Raw genomic sequence first — 15,448 nt, 5'->3', positions numbered from 1 at the left:
GCCGGGATTGGGCTGGTCGTTCGGCCGGTGCCTCGGCTGGTGTTTCGGCTGGTAGCGGCGCTGGGCCGCGCACGGTCAGACCGGATCCGCTTCGGCGTAGTGGCAGGCGGCCTGCTGGTCGGCCACCCCCTCCACACGCGACCGCAGCTCCGGCTCCTGTTCCAGGCAAGCGGTGCGTTCGTCCGCGCTGAGGACCGCGAACTTCTGGCACCGGGTACGGAACCGGCATCCGGACGGGGGCTCGGCCGGATTGGGCAGGTCTCCTTGCAGCACGACGTGCGAACGCCGCCGCTCCTTTTCGGGGTCGGGCAGCGGGATCGCCGACAGCAGCGCCTTGGTGTAGGGGTGGGTGGGGCGCTGATAGATCGACTGCACGTCGCCGATCTCCACGATCTTGCCGAGATACATCACCGCCACTCGGTCGGCGATATGGCGCACCACCGAAAGGTCGTGCGCCACGAACAGGTAGGAGAGCCCCAAGCGCGCCTTGAGCTCTTCCAGCAGGTTGATCACGCCGGCCTGGATGGACACGTCCAGTGCGGAGACGGGTTCGTCGAGCACGAGCAGCCGCGGTTCCAGCGCGAGCGCGCGGGCGATGCCGATGCGCTGCCGCTGGCCGCCGGAGAACTCCGCGGGGGTGCGGGTGACGGCGGAGGGGTCCAGTCCAACCAGGTCCATCAGCTCCATCACGCGGGAGCGCACCTGCTCCTTGGGGTGGCCGTGGGTGCGCAGCGGTTCGGCGACGATCTCGAAGACCCGCATGCGGGGGTCCAGCGAACTCATCGGGTCCTGGAAGACCACCTGCACGTCGCGGCGGACGTCCATCCGCTCGCGCCTGCCCGCCTTCCCCGACTCCTTGCCGAGCAGCTCCACCGACCCCTGCTGCGGTTTCTCCAGGCTGAGGATCTCCATCAGTGTGCTCGACTTGCCGCACCCGGACTCGCCCACCAGGCCCAGGGTCTCGCCTTCGCGGATGTCGAAGCTGAGCCCGTCGACCGCGTAGACGGTGCCCACCCGCCGTTTGAACAGCGCGCCGCGCATCAGCGGGTGGTGTTTGGCGAGGTCCTCGACGCGCAGTACGACGTCGCGGTCCTCGCGCGGCACGCGGGCGACCGGGCTCTCCTCGATCTCGGTGACCGGGTATACGTCGTGCGCGGTCCAGGAGTTGGCCTCGATCTCGCCGGCGCGGATGCACGCCGCGCGGTGGCCCTCGCCGCCCGCGTTCTCCAGCGGAGGTTCGGCGGAGTCGCACGCGCTGACGGCGATGGGGCACCGGGGCGCGAAGGGGCAGCCGGGCGGCATGTCGGTGAGGCTGGGCGGGGTCCCTTTGATCGGGATCAGGGGCGTCTTTTCGTCCTGGTCCAGGCGCGGGACCGACCCGAGCAGGCCCATGGTGTAGGGCATGCGGGTGCGGTAGTAGACGTCGTCGACCCTGCCGGTCTCGACCAGCCTGCCCGCGTACATCACCTGGACCCGGTCGACGAGGCCGGCCACCACCCCCAGGTCGTGGGTGATCATCATGATGGCGGCGCCGGTCTCGCGCTGGGCGGTCTTGAGGACCTCCAGGATCTGGGCCTGGATGGTGACGTCCAGCGCGGTGGTGGGTTCGTCGCAGATGATGACGTCGGGGTCGTTGGCGATCGCGATCGCGATCATGACGCGCTGGCGCATGCCGCCGGAGAACTCGTGCGGGAACGACCGGTGGCGCCGCTGCGCGTCGGGGATGCCCACCAGGGTGAGCAGTTCGACGGCGCGTTTCTCGGCCGCGGCCCGCGCCATCTGCGGGTTGTGCACGCGCACCGCCTCGGCGACCTGGTCGCCGACGGTGTACACCGGGGTCAGCCCGCTCAGCGGGTCCTGGAAGACCATGGAGATGGCTTGGCCGCGCTTGCGCGACATGGCCCGGTCGCCCAGCCCGAGCAGTTCCTCGCCGTGCAGCCGGATGGAGCCGCTCACCCGCGCGTAGTCGGGCAGCAGTCCCATGGCCGCCATCGACGACACGGATTTGCCCGATCCGGATTCGCCGACGATGCCGAGGATCTCGCCGCGGCGGACCTCGTAGCTGACGCCGCGCACCGCGGTGACGTCGGCGTTGCCGCGGGCGCCGGGGAAGGTCACCTCCAGGTCGCGGACTTCGAGGACGGGGGCACCGGTGCCGTCCGGCCCGCCGGCCGCGCCGGCGTTCTCCTGCGCGGCGGCGGCCGTACCACTGGTTGCGGTCATGGCGGTTCGATCCCCCTCTAGGTCCTGCTCTTGGCGTGCGGGTCGAGAGCGTCGCGCAGCCCGTCACCGATGAGGTTGACCGCGAGCACGAGCACGATCAGCAGTCCGGTGCAGAACCAGAACGTCCACGGGAAGGCCAGCGCCTGGCGCGCCCCGTCGGCGATCAGCGAGCCCAACGTGACGTCGGGCGGCTGCACGCCGAATCCGAAGTAGGACAGCGCGGTCTCCAGAATGATCGCGGAGCTGACGTTGATGGTCGCGTCCACGATGAGCAGCGACGACATGTTCGGCAGGATGTGGCGCAGGATGATGCGGCCGTTGCTGACGCCCATGAACCGGGCGGCCAGCACGTACTCGCGTTCCTTGAGCGAGATGGTCATGCCGCGCACCATCTTCGCGGTGACCATCCACATCAGGCAGGCGAGCAGCAGGACGAACACCAGCCAGCCCTGGTCGCGCAGCATCGGGTAGAGGATGGCCAGGATCAGGAACTGCGGCAGCACCAGGAACAGGTCGGTGACCCACATCAGCGCCCGGTCGGTCAGCCCGAGGTAGTAGCCGGCGAACGCACCCACGAGCGCGGCGATGATGGTGGTGGCAAGCGCGGCGCACAGGCCGATGAGGATGGACTTCTGCAACCCGACCATGGTCATGTGGAAGATGTCGCGGCCGGTGTTGCCCGTGCCGAACCAGTGGTCGGCGCTGGGCGGGCTGCGGAAGGCGGTGAAGTCGCGCTCGTCGAAGTCCCACGGGCTCGCGAGCGGCCCCACCCACGCCAGGATGATCAGCGCCCCGATGATGGCGAGTCCGGCCATGACGCGGCGGGTGGCCAGCAGTTCTTTGGCCAGGGAGGTCCACCGGCCCGAGATCTCCACCGCCGCGGCGGCACCCGGGGCGGCCGCCTCGCGTTCGGCTGACATGCTCATGCGCTCTCCTCCAACGCTGTGCGCAGGGATCTCGGTGCCGGGCGCTGCGCTCGGCCGGTGGTACGGCAGATGGCAGCCATGCTCAGCTCACCCGCACCCGGGGATCGAGCCATGCGTAGAGCACATCGGACAGGAACGACGCGGCCATGACGCACACCGCCATGAAGAAGGTGACTGCCGCGACCGAGTTCACGTCGTTCTTCACAATCGAGTCGACCACCCAGGCGCCCATGCCGTGCCACCCGAAGATCTTTTCGGTGAAGGTGGCGTTGGCCATCAGGATGCCGAAGGTGAAGGTGAAGTAGGTGATGGTGGGGATCAGCGCCGTGCGCAGGGCGTGCTTGAGCATCGCGGCGCGGCGGGTGAGGCCCTTTGCCATGGCGGTGCGCACGAAGTCCGATCCCAGCACGTCGAGCATCATGTTGCGCTGGTAGCGGCTGAACGCGGCGAACAACGAAAGGGACAGCGCCAGCGTGGGCAGGATCGCGTGCTGGACGCGGTCGGCCAGCGTGCCCCAGAACCCGGCTTGGAGGTTGGCGCTGTACTCGCCGCCGTACTCCAGTAACTGCTGGCCGCTGACATCGTTGATCCACACCGCGATGACCTGCAGTGTTACGGCGACGACGACGGCCGGCACCGCGAGCAGGAAGAACGCCGCGACCGTGGCGGCGCGGTCGAACCTGCCGTACTGGCGGACCGCGGAGTAGGCGCCGACCGCCACGCCCAGCGTGGCTCCGATCAGCGTGCCGGCGAGGATGAGCCGCAGTGTGACACCGGCTTTGCGGGCGATCGCCTCGTTGACGCTTTCGTCGGTGATGGTCCGGCCGAAGTCGCCGACGGCCAGGTCGGTGGCCCAGGTGGCGTAGCGCTCCGCGAGCGGCGTTTCGTCGTTGAGGTTGAGCCGGTCGAGCTGGCGTTCGATGGCCTGCTGGCTGGGCGGGGGCTGCTGCTGCTCGAAGTAGCTGCGGGGGCTCAGCGTGGTGGATGCGATCAGGTAGGCGATGCTCGACGCCAGGAAGATCAGGACAAGATAGCCGAGTAGCCGCCTGACCAAGAACTTCGCCAACTCATGCCCCTACCTGTCGCCCGAACGGACCACCTTGGAACGACCGTGGTGGATCGGCGCAAGTCTGTGCGCCGCCCTGCCATGGAGTAACCACACAGGCGCTACCGGCGCAAGGGAGCAAGCCCGGTGTCCGCCAGAGGATCGGCTCTTGGCGGTGACCGCATCCCGCTTACATCCGATTCACGGTTAGTGATCCGAATTCCCACGAGTTTGGGCCGCGTTCGGACACTGCAGGGTTACCGGTGAATCAAGAAAGCGCAACGAGCGTAGCTTTTCTGCATCTCACTGCGCCACATGGAAGAATTTTAACCCTGCTGCGGACGCACTGTGTCGGGGGTATCACGCTGTGCCCGCCGCTCACCCGCCGCAACCCCCCGTGCTCGTCGCCGCCGGCGCCCGGAACACTTGCCGCAGCCGCCGGCCCGGCGGCGGCCCCCGGCGAGCGGGAGGCCGCGAACCGGCGGCTGCGCCGCCTTACCGGTCGCTGGAGCGCTTCCAGATGTTGACGCCCAGGTCCACCGCGTTCCGGTCGATCTCGGCCAGCTCGTCACCGCTCAGGGCGGGGCCGCTCACCGCTGCCAGGCTGTCCTCCAACTGCCCGACGCTGCTGGCTCCGATGAGCGCCGAGGTGACGCGGGGATCGCGCAGCACCCAGGAGATCGCCAGCTGGGCGAGCGTCTGCCCGCGCCCCCGGGCCACCGCGTCCAGGGCGCGGATCCGCTCCAGGTTGCCCTCTGCCAGCCACTCCCGGGAGAACGACCCGCTGCGGCTCGCCCGCGACCCTTCGGGGACCCCCTGCAGGTAGCGCCCGGTCAGCAGGCCTTGGGCCAGTGGCGAGAACACAATGGAGCCCGCGCCGACGTTTTCCAGGGTGTCGAGCAGACCCTGGTCCTCGATCCAGCGGTTCACCATCGAGTAGGAGGGCTGGTGGATGAGCAGCGGCACGCCCATCTCCCGCAGCAGCGCGGCGGCTTCGGCGGTGCGCTGGGCGGAGTAGGAGGAGATGCCCGCGTACAGCGCCCGGCCGGAGTGCACGGCGGTCGCCAGCGCCCCCATCGTCTCTTCGAGCGGGGTGTCGGGGTCGAACCGGTGGCTGTAGAAGATGTCGACGTAGTCCAGCCCCATCCGCGCCAGCGACTGGTCCAGGCTGGCCAGCAGGTACTTGCGCGAGCCGCCGCCGCTGCCGTAGGGACCGGGCCACATGTCATAGCCGGCCTTGGTGGAGATGACCAGTTCGTCGCGGTAGGCGCGGAAGTCCTCGCGCAGGATGCGGCCGAAGTTCAGCTCGGCCGCGCCCGGCGGCGGGCCGTAGTTGTTGGCCAGGTCGAAGTGGGTCACGCCGAGGTCGAAGGCGCGCCGCAGGATCGCGCGCTGGTTGTCCAGCGCATGGGAGTCGCCGAAGTTCTGCCACAGTCCGAGCGAGACAGCGGGCAGCTGCAGCCCGCTGCGCCCGGTGCGCCGGTAGGGCATCCGCCCGTCGTAGCGGTCGGTGCCGGCCCGGTGGACACCGGCACTGGGGACGTCGAGTCGGGGTATGTCGTTCTCTCGCACCATGCGTCCCATGATCCCACTGCGGCACCGCAGCCGTACCTCGCCGGGGCGTGTCCGCACCGGCGCGGGTCCCCCGCGTGCGGCCGGCGTGACGGGCGGGGCGCCGGGCCCCGCCCGTTCAGCCGGCGCCGGGAACGTTCGGCCTCGGCCGCCGATGTCCCGGCTTGTCGGTGTTCCCTTAGCTGCCGATGTCCTTGCCGCGGCCGTGCCAGATGGCCACCACGGAAGGACGCGGGAAGTCGCCGTCCGGCCAGGTGCTCACCGGCTCCTCGACGCTGCCGCCGTCACCGGGGTGCTGCGGGGCGATGAAGACCGTCTTCTGGTCCTCGGTGATCAGCGGGCCGCAGCACTCGGCGCCCTTGGGCACGCTGGCGAACGCCTTGAGCTGCCCCTTGTACTTGCCTTCGACCGGGACCGCGAACAGCCCGTCGTTGATGCCGAGCGTGCCGGGTTGGCCGTCCGTGGAGATCCACAGGTTGCCCTGCTCGTCGAAGGTGAGGTTGTCCGGCGAGGAGATCGGCACGACCTTCGACTTGTCGTAGCCCGCGAAGTAGGTGCCGGCGTCCTCGGGGTTGCCGCAGACGATCGGCACGTCCCAGCGGAACCGGGTGGCGCCTGCGTCGTTGTGCCGCTCGGTGATCTCCAGGATGTGGCCGTAGCGGTTGGGACCGCGGGGGTTGGGCTCGTCGGCCTGGCCGGGCTCGCGGGAGGTGTTGTTGGTCAGCGCGCAGTAGACCTTGCCGGTGACCGGGCTTGCCTCGAAGTCCTCGGGGCGGTCCATCTTGGTGGCGCCGGCCTTGTCGGCGGCGAGCCGGGTGTGCACGAGCACCTCGGCGACGGTGAAGCCGTCGACGAAGCTCTCCTTGTCGGTGCACAGCGCAACCCACTCGCCCCAGCCGTCGAACGCGCCGTCGGAGGGCACCGCACCGGAGCCGTCGAACTCCTTGGCGGGGCTGTCGCCGCGCAGCTTGGCGACGTAGAGCGTGCCCGAGTCCAGCAGGCGGTCGTTGCCGCGCCGCGAACCCTTGCGGTAGCGGCCCTCGCTGACGAACTTGTACATGTAGTCGAAGCGCTCGTCGTCGCCCATGTACACCGCGATGCGGCCGTCGCGGGTGATGCGGTGGTTGGCGCCCTCGTGCTTGAACCGGCCGAGCATGGTGCGCTTCTTCGGCGTGGAGTCGGGGTCGAGGGGGTCGATCTCGACCACGTAGCCGAAGCGGTTGGCCTCGTTGGGGTGGCGCGAGAGGTCGAAGCGCTCGTCGACCCGGTCGAAGCGGCGGTTGCCCTCGCGGGTGTCGCCCTCGGTGGCGAAGCCGTAGCGGGCCAGGGCCGTCTTGGTGTCGCCGGTGGTCTGCTCGCCGCCCACGAAGTACTGGTTGTAGTTCTCCTCGCAGGTGAGGATGGTGCCCCAGGGGGTCATACCGCCGGCGCAGTTGTTCAGCATGCCCAGCACGCGGGTGCCCTCGGGGTCGGCCTCGGTACGCAGCAGGTCGTCGCCTGCGGCCGGGCCGGTGAGCTTCATCGGGGTCGAGGCGGTGATGCGGCGGTTGAAGCGGCGGCTGCCGCGGGAGAGCCGCCAGGCACCGGAGCGCTTGCCCTTGCCGCGGCCGCGGCCGTGGTCGCCGTCATCGCGGCGCAGCTCGACCACCGAGCCGCCGTGCGCGGCCATGGCGGTCTTGATCAGCTCCGGGTCGGCGTCGTTGCCGTCGGTGTAGCCCGCGAACATCAGGGCTTCGTTGGTGTACTCGTGGTTGACCCACAGCAGCCCGCGGTTGCGGCCGAACGGCAGGAAGCCGACGTAGTCGCAGTTGTAGCCGAACTGCTTGGCCTGGGCCTCGGCGGTCTGGTTCGCGAAGTCGAACTCCGGGGCGTCGGGCAGCACCGGGTCGCCCCAGCGGACCACGACGCTCTGCTCGTAGCCGCGGGGGATCTCGACCTTGTCGGCCGTTCCGCCTTCGATGCTCTCGAACTTCAGGCGGGGGTTGCCTCTGCCGTGGTTGCGGTCGGCCAAAGCGGGCGCCATGCCGCCCAACCCGGCGACAGCGGTGGCGCCGGCGCCCACGGCGCCCGCCCTGAGGACGTTGCGGCGCGAAAGCGCGGCGGCGGCGATGTCGCCGAAATAGGCGTTGTCGCTCTTGTTGGGCGCCTCGTGGAAGCAGGCGTCGCCGCAGCGGAATCGGCAGGTCTGCCGGGACCGGCCACCGCCGACTTGGCCGATCAGCGGAAGTGAACGGCGGTGGGGCGCGGATTGCGGCACTGGGTCCTCCTATTGCTTGCGGGGATGACCTTCGACCGGGGGCGCGGCGGTCGCGGGGGCCGCGCGCTGGTGGTCGGCGTTCGGTCCGGTAGCGGTGTCCGAACCTTCAAGACCATGGCGGAGAAGTCGTTCGAGGACGTGAATCCACCGTGAATGGCCCGACAATTCGTCACCACACCTGCAGCGCATACGCATCGCGCACGCCGCATGCACCGCCTGCGACCGTCCCGCCGCAGACCGGTTTCCGGGGCGGCGGCGGCCGCGGAGGGAGCCGCGGGACGGGCGCCGCGGCCGCCGGCTGCGGCACGATTGTTTTGACCGGTTCCGGCCACATTCACCCCATTCCGCGGTTGCTACCCGATGGAACCTGCAGAAACCCGTTGCAACCCGGCGCGACCCGCCGGGCCCGACCCGAGCGCCGGTCGGTAACTCCGGGTCCTGATGCGTATACGTGTTCGAATACGGCTCCGAATGCATCGGAGCATGCGCGGTCCCTAACGTGGGACATACCACCCCACCCGATTCACCGGAAGTCAACCCGCGTATTCTGTGCGTGGATGTGACCTCTGAGGCAGTGAGGTCCGGCTCCACTGACCCCCGCACCCGCCCGACACCGATCCGATGAGCGATCCCCTGCGCCTGTGCCAGTACGTCGTGACCCGGCAACGGGCACGAACGGACCGCTGCAGGCGCCGCCGCTCAACGTCACTGCGGCACCGCCGCGGCGTGGCGCCGTCCAACGTCACAGGGGAGTGAGACCCGCATGCCCGACATCCCGACGGCGAGACCGCAGGGCGGCATCGGTCCGCGTACCGCGCTCGCCGAGGCGGGCGACAACCGACCCTCCACCGATCCGGCCAACACCATGGAAGAGCGCCCACCGCCCTCCGGGCCCGGCGACCCGACTGCGCGCCGCAGGTTTCCCGGACTCGCCAGCCAGATCCAGCACGCGCGCCGTTTCGTCGAGCGGATGCTCGCCCGCTCGCCCGAGCTCACCACGGCCACCCTGCTCACGAGTGAGCTCGCAACCAACGCCATTACGCACAGCACGTCGGGCATGCCCGGCGGGAAATTCGAGGTGGCGGTCGATCTGGGCGAGGGCTGGGCGCGGGTGGAGGTCCGCGACCTCGGCAGTCCGGAGCATCCGCGCGCCCAGCACCGCGACGCCTACGACACCAGCGAGCACGGACGGGGCCTGGACCTGGTCGAGGCCCTTGCCGCCAAGTGGGGCAGCGAGGCCCGGCCCGACGGGCTGGGCCGGCGGGTCTGGTTCGAGTTGGTGTGGGACGGCACGGACGCCGCCGCAGACCCGGACGAGTGACCACCGGGCGGCTACTCGCGGCGCGCCCGGGCCACCCGGGGCGCTGGTCGGCGACGAACCTGCAGAAATGCCCATCTCAGCGCCGATTTTCGGGCATTTCTGCAGGGTCACGTCGGTGCGCCGGGTGGACGGGGCAGGCAACGCCGCCAAGCGGGCCCAGGCATGACGAAGGGCCTCCCGCTCGGGGAGACCCCGGTCGTCGTGGGATGTATGGCGGATAGGAAAAACAGGCTGGGCAAAAGCCCATGAACTAACTGTCCTCCTCGGTGTCGGGCGGGGTGCTCGGCAGCCGGTACTTCTCGTACAGCTCGCGCGCGTAGTCCTTGGCTTCTTGGGAGGGCTCTTCGCCGAGTTCCTCGCGGACGAGCTCGTCGAGTTCAGTGTCCTTGCTTTCCATATCTGCAGCTTGCCTGCCGTAGGGGGCGGATCACAAATCAGCGCTCCGGGGACGGGCGCGGAATCCGCGATCCGCGGGGGTCCGCACCTGGGCCGATACCGGTTCCCGGGCGCGGAGTCGCCGCCTCCGGCGCGGCACGGCGCACCGGACGTACCCGGCACCTGGCCACCCGGCCCACTTGAGCCCCCAAGGCACCCGCAGCACCCGCAACCGGGTTCCGCCCTCCCCTGCCGGCGCCCGGTGCCAAGAGCGCCGGCACGCAAAAGGCGGCGGCCGCCGCGGGTGGCTCCCGCGGCGGCCGCCGCCTCAATGCCGGGTGGGACCTGAGGCCCCGGCTGCGTACTGCTGCGAATTACTCCGAACGCGGCTCAGGCGCTGGAATCGCCGCCCGGGTCGCCGGCGGACGCCGACACCTTGCCGGCCTCCTCCTCGCCGGTCCCGGACTTCTCGCGGGCCTTCTGCAGCGCCTTTTCGCGCTTGAGGCGGCGCCGCTCGATACGGCGCTCCTTGCGGCCCTCGGACATGGTGTAGAGCACCGGCACGAGCACCAGCGTGATCAGCGTCGAGCTGATCAGACCGCCGATGACCACGATCGCCAGCGGCTGGGAGATGAACGCCCCGCCGCCGGTGATGCCCAGCGCCATCGGCGTGAGCGCGCCGACGGTGGCCAGGGCGGTCATCAGGATGGGCCGCAGCCGGTGCCGGGAACCCTCGACGACCGCTTCGCGCAGGTCCATGCCGTCGTTGCGGTACTGGTTGATGAGGTCGATCAGCACGATGGCGTTGGTGACCACCACACCGATCAGCATCAGCATGCCGATCATCGCCGCCAGGCCCATCGGCTGGCCGGTGAGCAGCAGCAGCCCGACCGAACCGGTGACCGCGAACGGGATGGACACCAGCAGGATCAGCGGCTGCACCAGGCTCTTGAAGGTCGCCACCATGATCAGGTACACGATGGCGATCGCGGCCAGCATGGCGATGCCCAGCTGGGTGAAGGCGTCGGACTGGTCGGAGCTGACACCGCCGATGTTGGCGGAGGCGCCCTCGGGCAGGTCCAGGCCGTTCAGCGCCTGGGTCAGCTCCGTGGTGACCGCGCCGAGGTCGTCGGCGGTGGGCGAAGCCGACACCGTTGCGGTGCGCACGCCGTCGGAGCGGGTCAGCTCCGGTGCCTGCATGACCTCCTTGACGTCGGCGACGGCACCCAGCCGGATGTCGTCGCCGGTGGCCGTGGTGAGCTCCAGGTCGCGCAGGTCCTCCACTGTCGACGGCTTGGGGATGTCGCGCACGACCATGTCGTGCTGGGTGCCGTCGATGGTGGCGGTGCCGACCTCGGCGCCCTGGAACGCCTGCGAGACCGCTTGGCCGATGGCGCCCTCGGTGAGGCCCTCGTCGGCGGCCTTCTCGCCCTTGACGTCGACGTCCAGCATCGGCTGCGAGGCCGCGATGCTGTTCTCGACGTCGGCGGCGCCGGGGATGTCGCGCACTTCGTCCTCGACCAGGTCGGCGGCCTCGGCCAGGGCCTCGCGGTCCTCGGCTCGGACCTGGACCTCCAGCGAGCTACCGCCCGCGGCTCCCGCCGTGGCGACGCGCAGCTCGGCGTCGGTCTCGACGTCGTCCATGGCCTGGCGCAGCCGGTCCTGGAGCACCGACTGGTCCTCTTCGGGATCGGCGGTGATGGTGTAGCTGATGCTGTTGCCGCCGCCGCCCATCATCGCGGCCATACCGCCGCCACCGCCGCCACCGATGGAGGACTGGTAGGACTCCACCCACGACAAGCCCTCAAGGGTGTCCTCGACCTTTTTGGCCTCTTCGTCCGCCTCGTCCAGCGAGGTGCCCTGCTCCAGCTCCTGCGTGACGGAGTAGGTGTTCTGCCCCTGGTCGCCCAGGAAGCTGGTCTGCAGGTTCGCGGCACCGAAGAACGTGCCGACCAGGATGAGCACGGCCGCGGCCAGCGTGATGATGCGGTGGCGCGTCGACCAGCGGATCACCGGCAGGTAGATGCGCTGCAGCGGCGTGCGCAGCTCGCGCTGGTTCTCCTCGGCCTTGACCCGCTCCAGGTCCTCGGGCGGGACCACGCGCGGACGCATGAACCAGTACGCGAGCACCGGGATGATGGTCAGCGACACCAGCAGCGAGGCGCCCAGCGCGAGGCTGACGGTGACGGCGAAGGGCCGGAACAGCTCGCCGGTCTGGCCGCCGACGAAGCCGATCGGCAGGAACACCGCCATGGTCGTCAGCGTGGCGGAGGTGATGGCCGTGGCCACCTCCTTCACACCCGTGAAGACCGCGTCGAACTTCTCCTCGCCGTAGGACAGGTGCCGTTTGATGTTCTCCAGCACCACGATGGAGTCGTCGACCACGCGCCCGACCGCGACCGTGAGCGCGCCCAGGGTCAGCAGGTTGAGGGAGTAGCCGAACGCCTGCACGCCGATCATGGCCACCAGCAGCGAGACCGGGATGGACACGGCCGTGACCAGGGTGGAGCGCAGCGACAGCAGGAACACCAGGATGACGATGATGGCGAACGCCAGGCCCAGGCCGCCTTCTTCGGCCATCGCCACGATGGAGTCGTTGATGAAGGGTGCCTGGTCGAAGACCACGTTGACCTCGGCGTCGTCGCCGAGCATCGGCTCGATGTCGTCCATCGCCGACTGCACGGCCTCGGAGATCTCGACCGTGTTGCCGTCGGGGGTCTTGGTGATCATCACGCCGAGGCTGGGGTCGCCGTTGGTGCGGGTGATGCTGGAGGCTTCGTCAGTGCGCAGTTCGACCTTGGCGACCTCGCCGAGCCGCACCGGGTCCGATGCGGTCTGCGTTGCGCCGGCCATGCCGGCTGCGGCGCCCGCCCCTGCCGCGGCACCGCCCTGGCCCGCGGCGCCTCCGCCGCCGGGGGTTACCCAGACGTCCTTGACGCCGTCAACGGACTCCAGTTTGCCGCCGGTGGTGACGGTGAGGGACTTGCCGTCCTCGGTGATCTGGCCGCCGGGGGTGAGGGTGCCGCTGGCCTCCAGCGCGCCGGTGAGGTCGCTGACGCTGAGGCCTTCGTCCTCCAGCTTGTCGTCCTTGGGCGTGATGATGACCGAGGACTCGCGGATACCGGTGACCGTGGCCGCACGCACGCCGTCGATCGACTCCAGTTCGGGCACGACCTGCTCCTGGAGCGGGTCGGCCAGCGCCTGGGCGTCGCCGTCGCCTGCGCCGGCGGCCAGCATCACGACGGGGATGTCGTCGGTGCCGAAGGCCGACACCGTGGGGTCGACGTCTTCGGGCAGCATGGCCTCGACCTGGTCGACCGCCTGCTGCACGTCGCGCACGACGGCTTCGCTGCTGTCGCCGTAGTCGAACTCGGCGCTCACCTGGACGGAGCCGGTGCTGGAGGTCGAGGTGTAGCTGACGACGCCGGGAACGCCCTGCACCGCCTGCTCCAGCGGCTCGGCCACGTCGGACTCGACGACCTCGGGGGATGCTCCCTGGTACTGGGCGTTGACCGAGACCATGGGGACTTCGAGTGCGGGCATCAGCGCGCGCTCGGTGTTGACCGTGGCCAGCCCGCCGAAGACAACGGCCGCCAGGGTGATGAGCAGGATGAGCGCCCGGTTGCCGAGGGAGAGCTTCGCTAGCCGGTTCACTTCGCCCCCCTGCGCCGCTGCGCGCCCGTTCGTCGGAAGGGGCGGATCTCGACGCCAAGAGAACACTTGGCAGATTGGGACATGAGAGTCGTTACTCCTCAGGAAGACTTCTCGCGCTGAACGGCACCGCTGCGACGAGCGGTAGATGGTGGAATCGTCATGCGGGCATCAGAACGGGGCCGCACGTGTACTGCCGGGCACGCAGCAACAACGATACTTCGCGACATCGCCCGAATTCACCGTGAGTGAGCCGACATCAGGTGCCTGTCAGGGACGTATCAGGGTGCTATCAGGGGGTCCCCGATACGGCCCGAACCAACGGGAGATCCGGTGACCTGGGCTTTGGTCGCCGGAGCACCGATGCAAGGCGTACACGGCCACCGGGGCGGGCCACTTTCGGCCACCGGCGCGCGGAACCCCGGGGGTCAACGCTGAGCAACGGCCCGGCGGCCTACAGGGGGCCGGGCGGCAACGGCGCCGCGGCGGGCCTGCGGGCGGCCGCCAGAAGGCGCGGCGCAGGCGGAGCCCGGTTCGGCCCGCGGCGCCGGTTCAGCCGGCGGGCACCGGGGTGCTCTCGCCCGGCGGCAGGTGCTCGTCGGCGACCCCCCAGACCACGCGCAGCAGGTCGTCCAGCGCGTGGGTGAGCGAGTCGTCGACCAACTGGTAGCTGACCTGGCGGCCGCGCGCAGTGGTGGTGACCAGGCCGCACTCGCGCAGGCAGGCCAGGTGGTTCGACACGTTCTGCCGGGTAAGTCCCAAGTGCTCGGCAAGGTGAGCCGGGTAGTCGGGGCCGTCGAGGAGAGCGAGCAGGAGGCGGCATCGGGTGGGGTCGGCAAGCGCCCGCCCCAGACGCTGGATGGCTGCGAGGCGCTGCTCGGTGGTCAACATGAAAATCATTTTACAGTATTTGCTGTATTGACAGCCGAGGCTGTATAAACAGTCACGGCTGAACAATCAGCTGCGCGCCGCACCGGACCCGCTCCCGCCCGCCGCGGCGGCGCTGCCGACCCGCCGAACCGCCTAACCGCCGGGCGGCCACCGGAGCGCGGGCGCCGGCTCCGGTCCCCCGCGAGCCCGAGCGCCCGAGCGCCCGTGCAACGCATGCACACAGCAGGAAGAGGAGGAGACACCAATGGGCCACGGACACACCCACAGCCACGGTCCCGCCACCGCCGCCGGTGCCAACCGCGGCCGGCTGGCGATCGCGCTGGGGCTGATGCTGGCGGTGGCCGTGGTGCAGGTCATCGGCGCCTCCATGTCGGGCAGCCTGGCGCTGCTCGCCGACGCCGGGCACACCGTTACCGACTCCTTCGGCGTGGTGCTCGCACTGATCGCGGTGTGGATCGCCAACCGCCCGCCCAGCGCAGACCGCACCTTCGGACTCCAGCGGGCCGAGGTCCTCGCCGCCGCGATCAACGCCCTGGTGCTGTTCGCACTGTGCGGCTTCGTGGCCTACGAGGCGGTGCAGCGGCTGTTCGACCCGCATCCGGTCACCGGCGGCTGGATGGTGGCCGTGGCCGCCCTGGGCCTGGTGGCCAACGTGATCGCGCTACTGGTGCTGCGCGGCGGGCAGCGCCAGAGCCTGAACGTTCGCGGCGCGTACTTGGAGGTACTGGGCGACGCGCTGGCCTCGGTCGGGGTCATCATCGGCGGCCTGGTGATCTGGCTGACCGGCTGGGAGCGGGCCGACTCGCTGATCTCCGTGGGTATCGCCGCCTTCATCGTGCCCCGCGCGTGGGGCCTGCTGCGCGAGGCGGTGCACGTGCTGCTGGAGTCCACCCCGCGCGAGGTCGACCTGGAAGAGGTGCGTGCGCACCTGATGCGCCAACCCGGCGTCATCGACGTGCACGACCTGCACGCCTGGACGATCACCTCGGGCATCCCGGTGATGTCGGCGCACGTGGTGGTCGAGGAGCACCGCCTCGCCGACGCCGGCCGCGTCCTCGACGATCTGCACGCGTGTCTGTCCGGGCACTTCGATGTCGAGCACTCCACACTGCAGTTGGAACCCGACGGACATGTCGACCACGAGGGGGCCCGCCACGCGTGACACACATCACCCCACATACGGTCAG

General features: G+C 69.9%; 10 protein-coding genes. 2 read left to right on the top strand and 8 right to left on the bottom strand.

The features are described 5' to 3' along the window. Positions 1–75: 75 nt before the first annotated feature. From ACYVD5_RS16960 to ACYVD5_RS16940, 5 genes are all read right to left on the bottom strand, one after another. The gene (locus ACYVD5_RS16960; RefSeq protein ID WP_461002027.1) at positions 76–2,223 is read right to left on the bottom strand and encodes a dipeptide ABC transporter ATP-binding protein; all 2,148 of its coding nucleotides are present in this window, start codon (positions 2,221–2,223) and stop codon (positions 76–78) included. A 17-nt stretch (positions 2,224–2,240) separates the two neighbouring features. Continuing rightward, the gene (locus ACYVD5_RS16955; RefSeq protein WP_461002026.1) at positions 2,241–3,149 is read right to left on the bottom strand and encodes an ABC transporter permease; all 909 of its coding nucleotides are present in this window, start codon (positions 3,147–3,149) and stop codon (positions 2,241–2,243) included. Between the two features lie 82 nt (positions 3,150–3,231). Beyond that, the gene (locus ACYVD5_RS16950; RefSeq protein WP_461002025.1) at positions 3,232–4,215 is read right to left on the bottom strand and encodes an ABC transporter permease; all 984 of its coding nucleotides are present in this window, start codon (positions 4,213–4,215) and stop codon (positions 3,232–3,234) included. A 474-nt stretch (positions 4,216–4,689) separates the two neighbouring features. Continuing rightward, on the bottom strand, positions 4,690–5,769 hold the full coding sequence (mgrA, locus tag ACYVD5_RS16945; protein WP_461002024.1) for an L-glyceraldehyde 3-phosphate reductase: 1,080 nt from the start codon (positions 5,767–5,769) through the stop codon (positions 4,690–4,692). Positions 5,770–5,944: 175 nt separating this feature from the next. Then, on the bottom strand, positions 5,945–8,023 hold the full coding sequence (locus ACYVD5_RS16940; RefSeq protein WP_461002023.1) for a PhoX family protein: 2,079 nt from the start codon (positions 8,021–8,023) through the stop codon (positions 5,945–5,947). 865 nt (positions 8,024–8,888) lie between these two features. Here ACYVD5_RS16940 and ACYVD5_RS16935 point away from each other — a divergent pair. Then, positions 8,889–9,344, top strand: a complete 456-nt coding sequence (locus ACYVD5_RS16935) for an ATP-binding protein (RefSeq protein WP_461002119.1) — start codon at positions 8,889–8,891, stop codon at positions 9,342–9,344. Positions 9,345–9,594: 250 nt separating this feature from the next. Here ACYVD5_RS16935 and ACYVD5_RS16930 read toward each other — a convergent pair whose 3' ends face one another. The 3 genes from ACYVD5_RS16930 to cmtR form a co-directional block, all read right to left on the bottom strand. After that, on the bottom strand, positions 9,595–9,741 hold the full coding sequence (locus tag ACYVD5_RS16930) for a hypothetical protein (RefSeq protein WP_461002022.1): 147 nt from the start codon (positions 9,739–9,741) through the stop codon (positions 9,595–9,597). 368 nt (positions 9,742–10,109) lie between these two features. After that, positions 10,110–13,373 (bottom strand): efflux RND transporter permease subunit, encoded by a 3,264-nt coding sequence (locus tag ACYVD5_RS16925; RefSeq protein WP_461002021.1) that lies wholly within the window; start codon positions 13,371–13,373, stop codon positions 10,110–10,112. 549 nt (positions 13,374–13,922) lie between these two features. Further along, the gene (cmtR, locus tag ACYVD5_RS16920) at positions 13,923–14,270 is read right to left on the bottom strand and encodes a Cd(II)/Pb(II)-sensing metalloregulatory transcriptional regulator CmtR (RefSeq protein WP_461002020.1); all 348 of its coding nucleotides are present in this window, start codon (positions 14,268–14,270) and stop codon (positions 13,923–13,925) included. Between the two features lie 235 nt (positions 14,271–14,505). Here cmtR and ACYVD5_RS16915 point away from each other — a divergent pair, with 235 nt between their 5' ends. Beyond that, positions 14,506–15,423: a cation diffusion facilitator family transporter gene (locus ACYVD5_RS16915; protein WP_461002019.1), complete on the top strand. Its 918-nt coding sequence runs from the start codon at positions 14,506–14,508 to the stop codon at positions 15,421–15,423. The last annotated feature ends 25 nt before the right edge of the window (positions 15,424–15,448 follow it).

It is taken from the genome of Streptomonospora sediminis, from assembly GCF_054778995.1.
This window is presented reverse-complemented; position numbering and strand designations above follow the sequence as displayed.

Coding starts and splice junctions, on each gene's coding strand:
- ACYVD5_RS16960 (WP_461002027.1), bottom strand. CDS start 2,223: ATGACCGCAACCAGTGGTACGGCCGCCGCCGCGCAGGAGAACGCCGGC.
- ACYVD5_RS16955 (WP_461002026.1), bottom strand. CDS start 3,149: ATGAGCATGTCAGCCGAACGCGAGGCGGCCGCCCCGGGTGCCGCCGCG.
- mgrA (WP_461002024.1), bottom strand. CDS start 5,769: ATGGTGCGAGAGAACGACATACCCCGACTCGACGTCCCCAGTGCCGGT.
- ACYVD5_RS16935 (WP_461002119.1), top strand. CDS start 8,889: ATGGAAGAGCGCCCACCGCCCTCCGGGCCCGGCGACCCGACTGCGCGC.
- ACYVD5_RS16930 (WP_461002022.1), bottom strand. CDS start 9,741: ATGGAAAGCAAGGACACTGAACTCGACGAGCTCGTCCGCGAGGAACTC.
- cmtR (WP_461002020.1), bottom strand. CDS start 14,270: ATGATTTTCATGTTGACCACCGAGCAGCGCCTCGCAGCCATCCAGCGT.
- ACYVD5_RS16915 (WP_461002019.1), top strand. CDS start 14,506: ATGGGCCACGGACACACCCACAGCCACGGTCCCGCCACCGCCGCCGGT.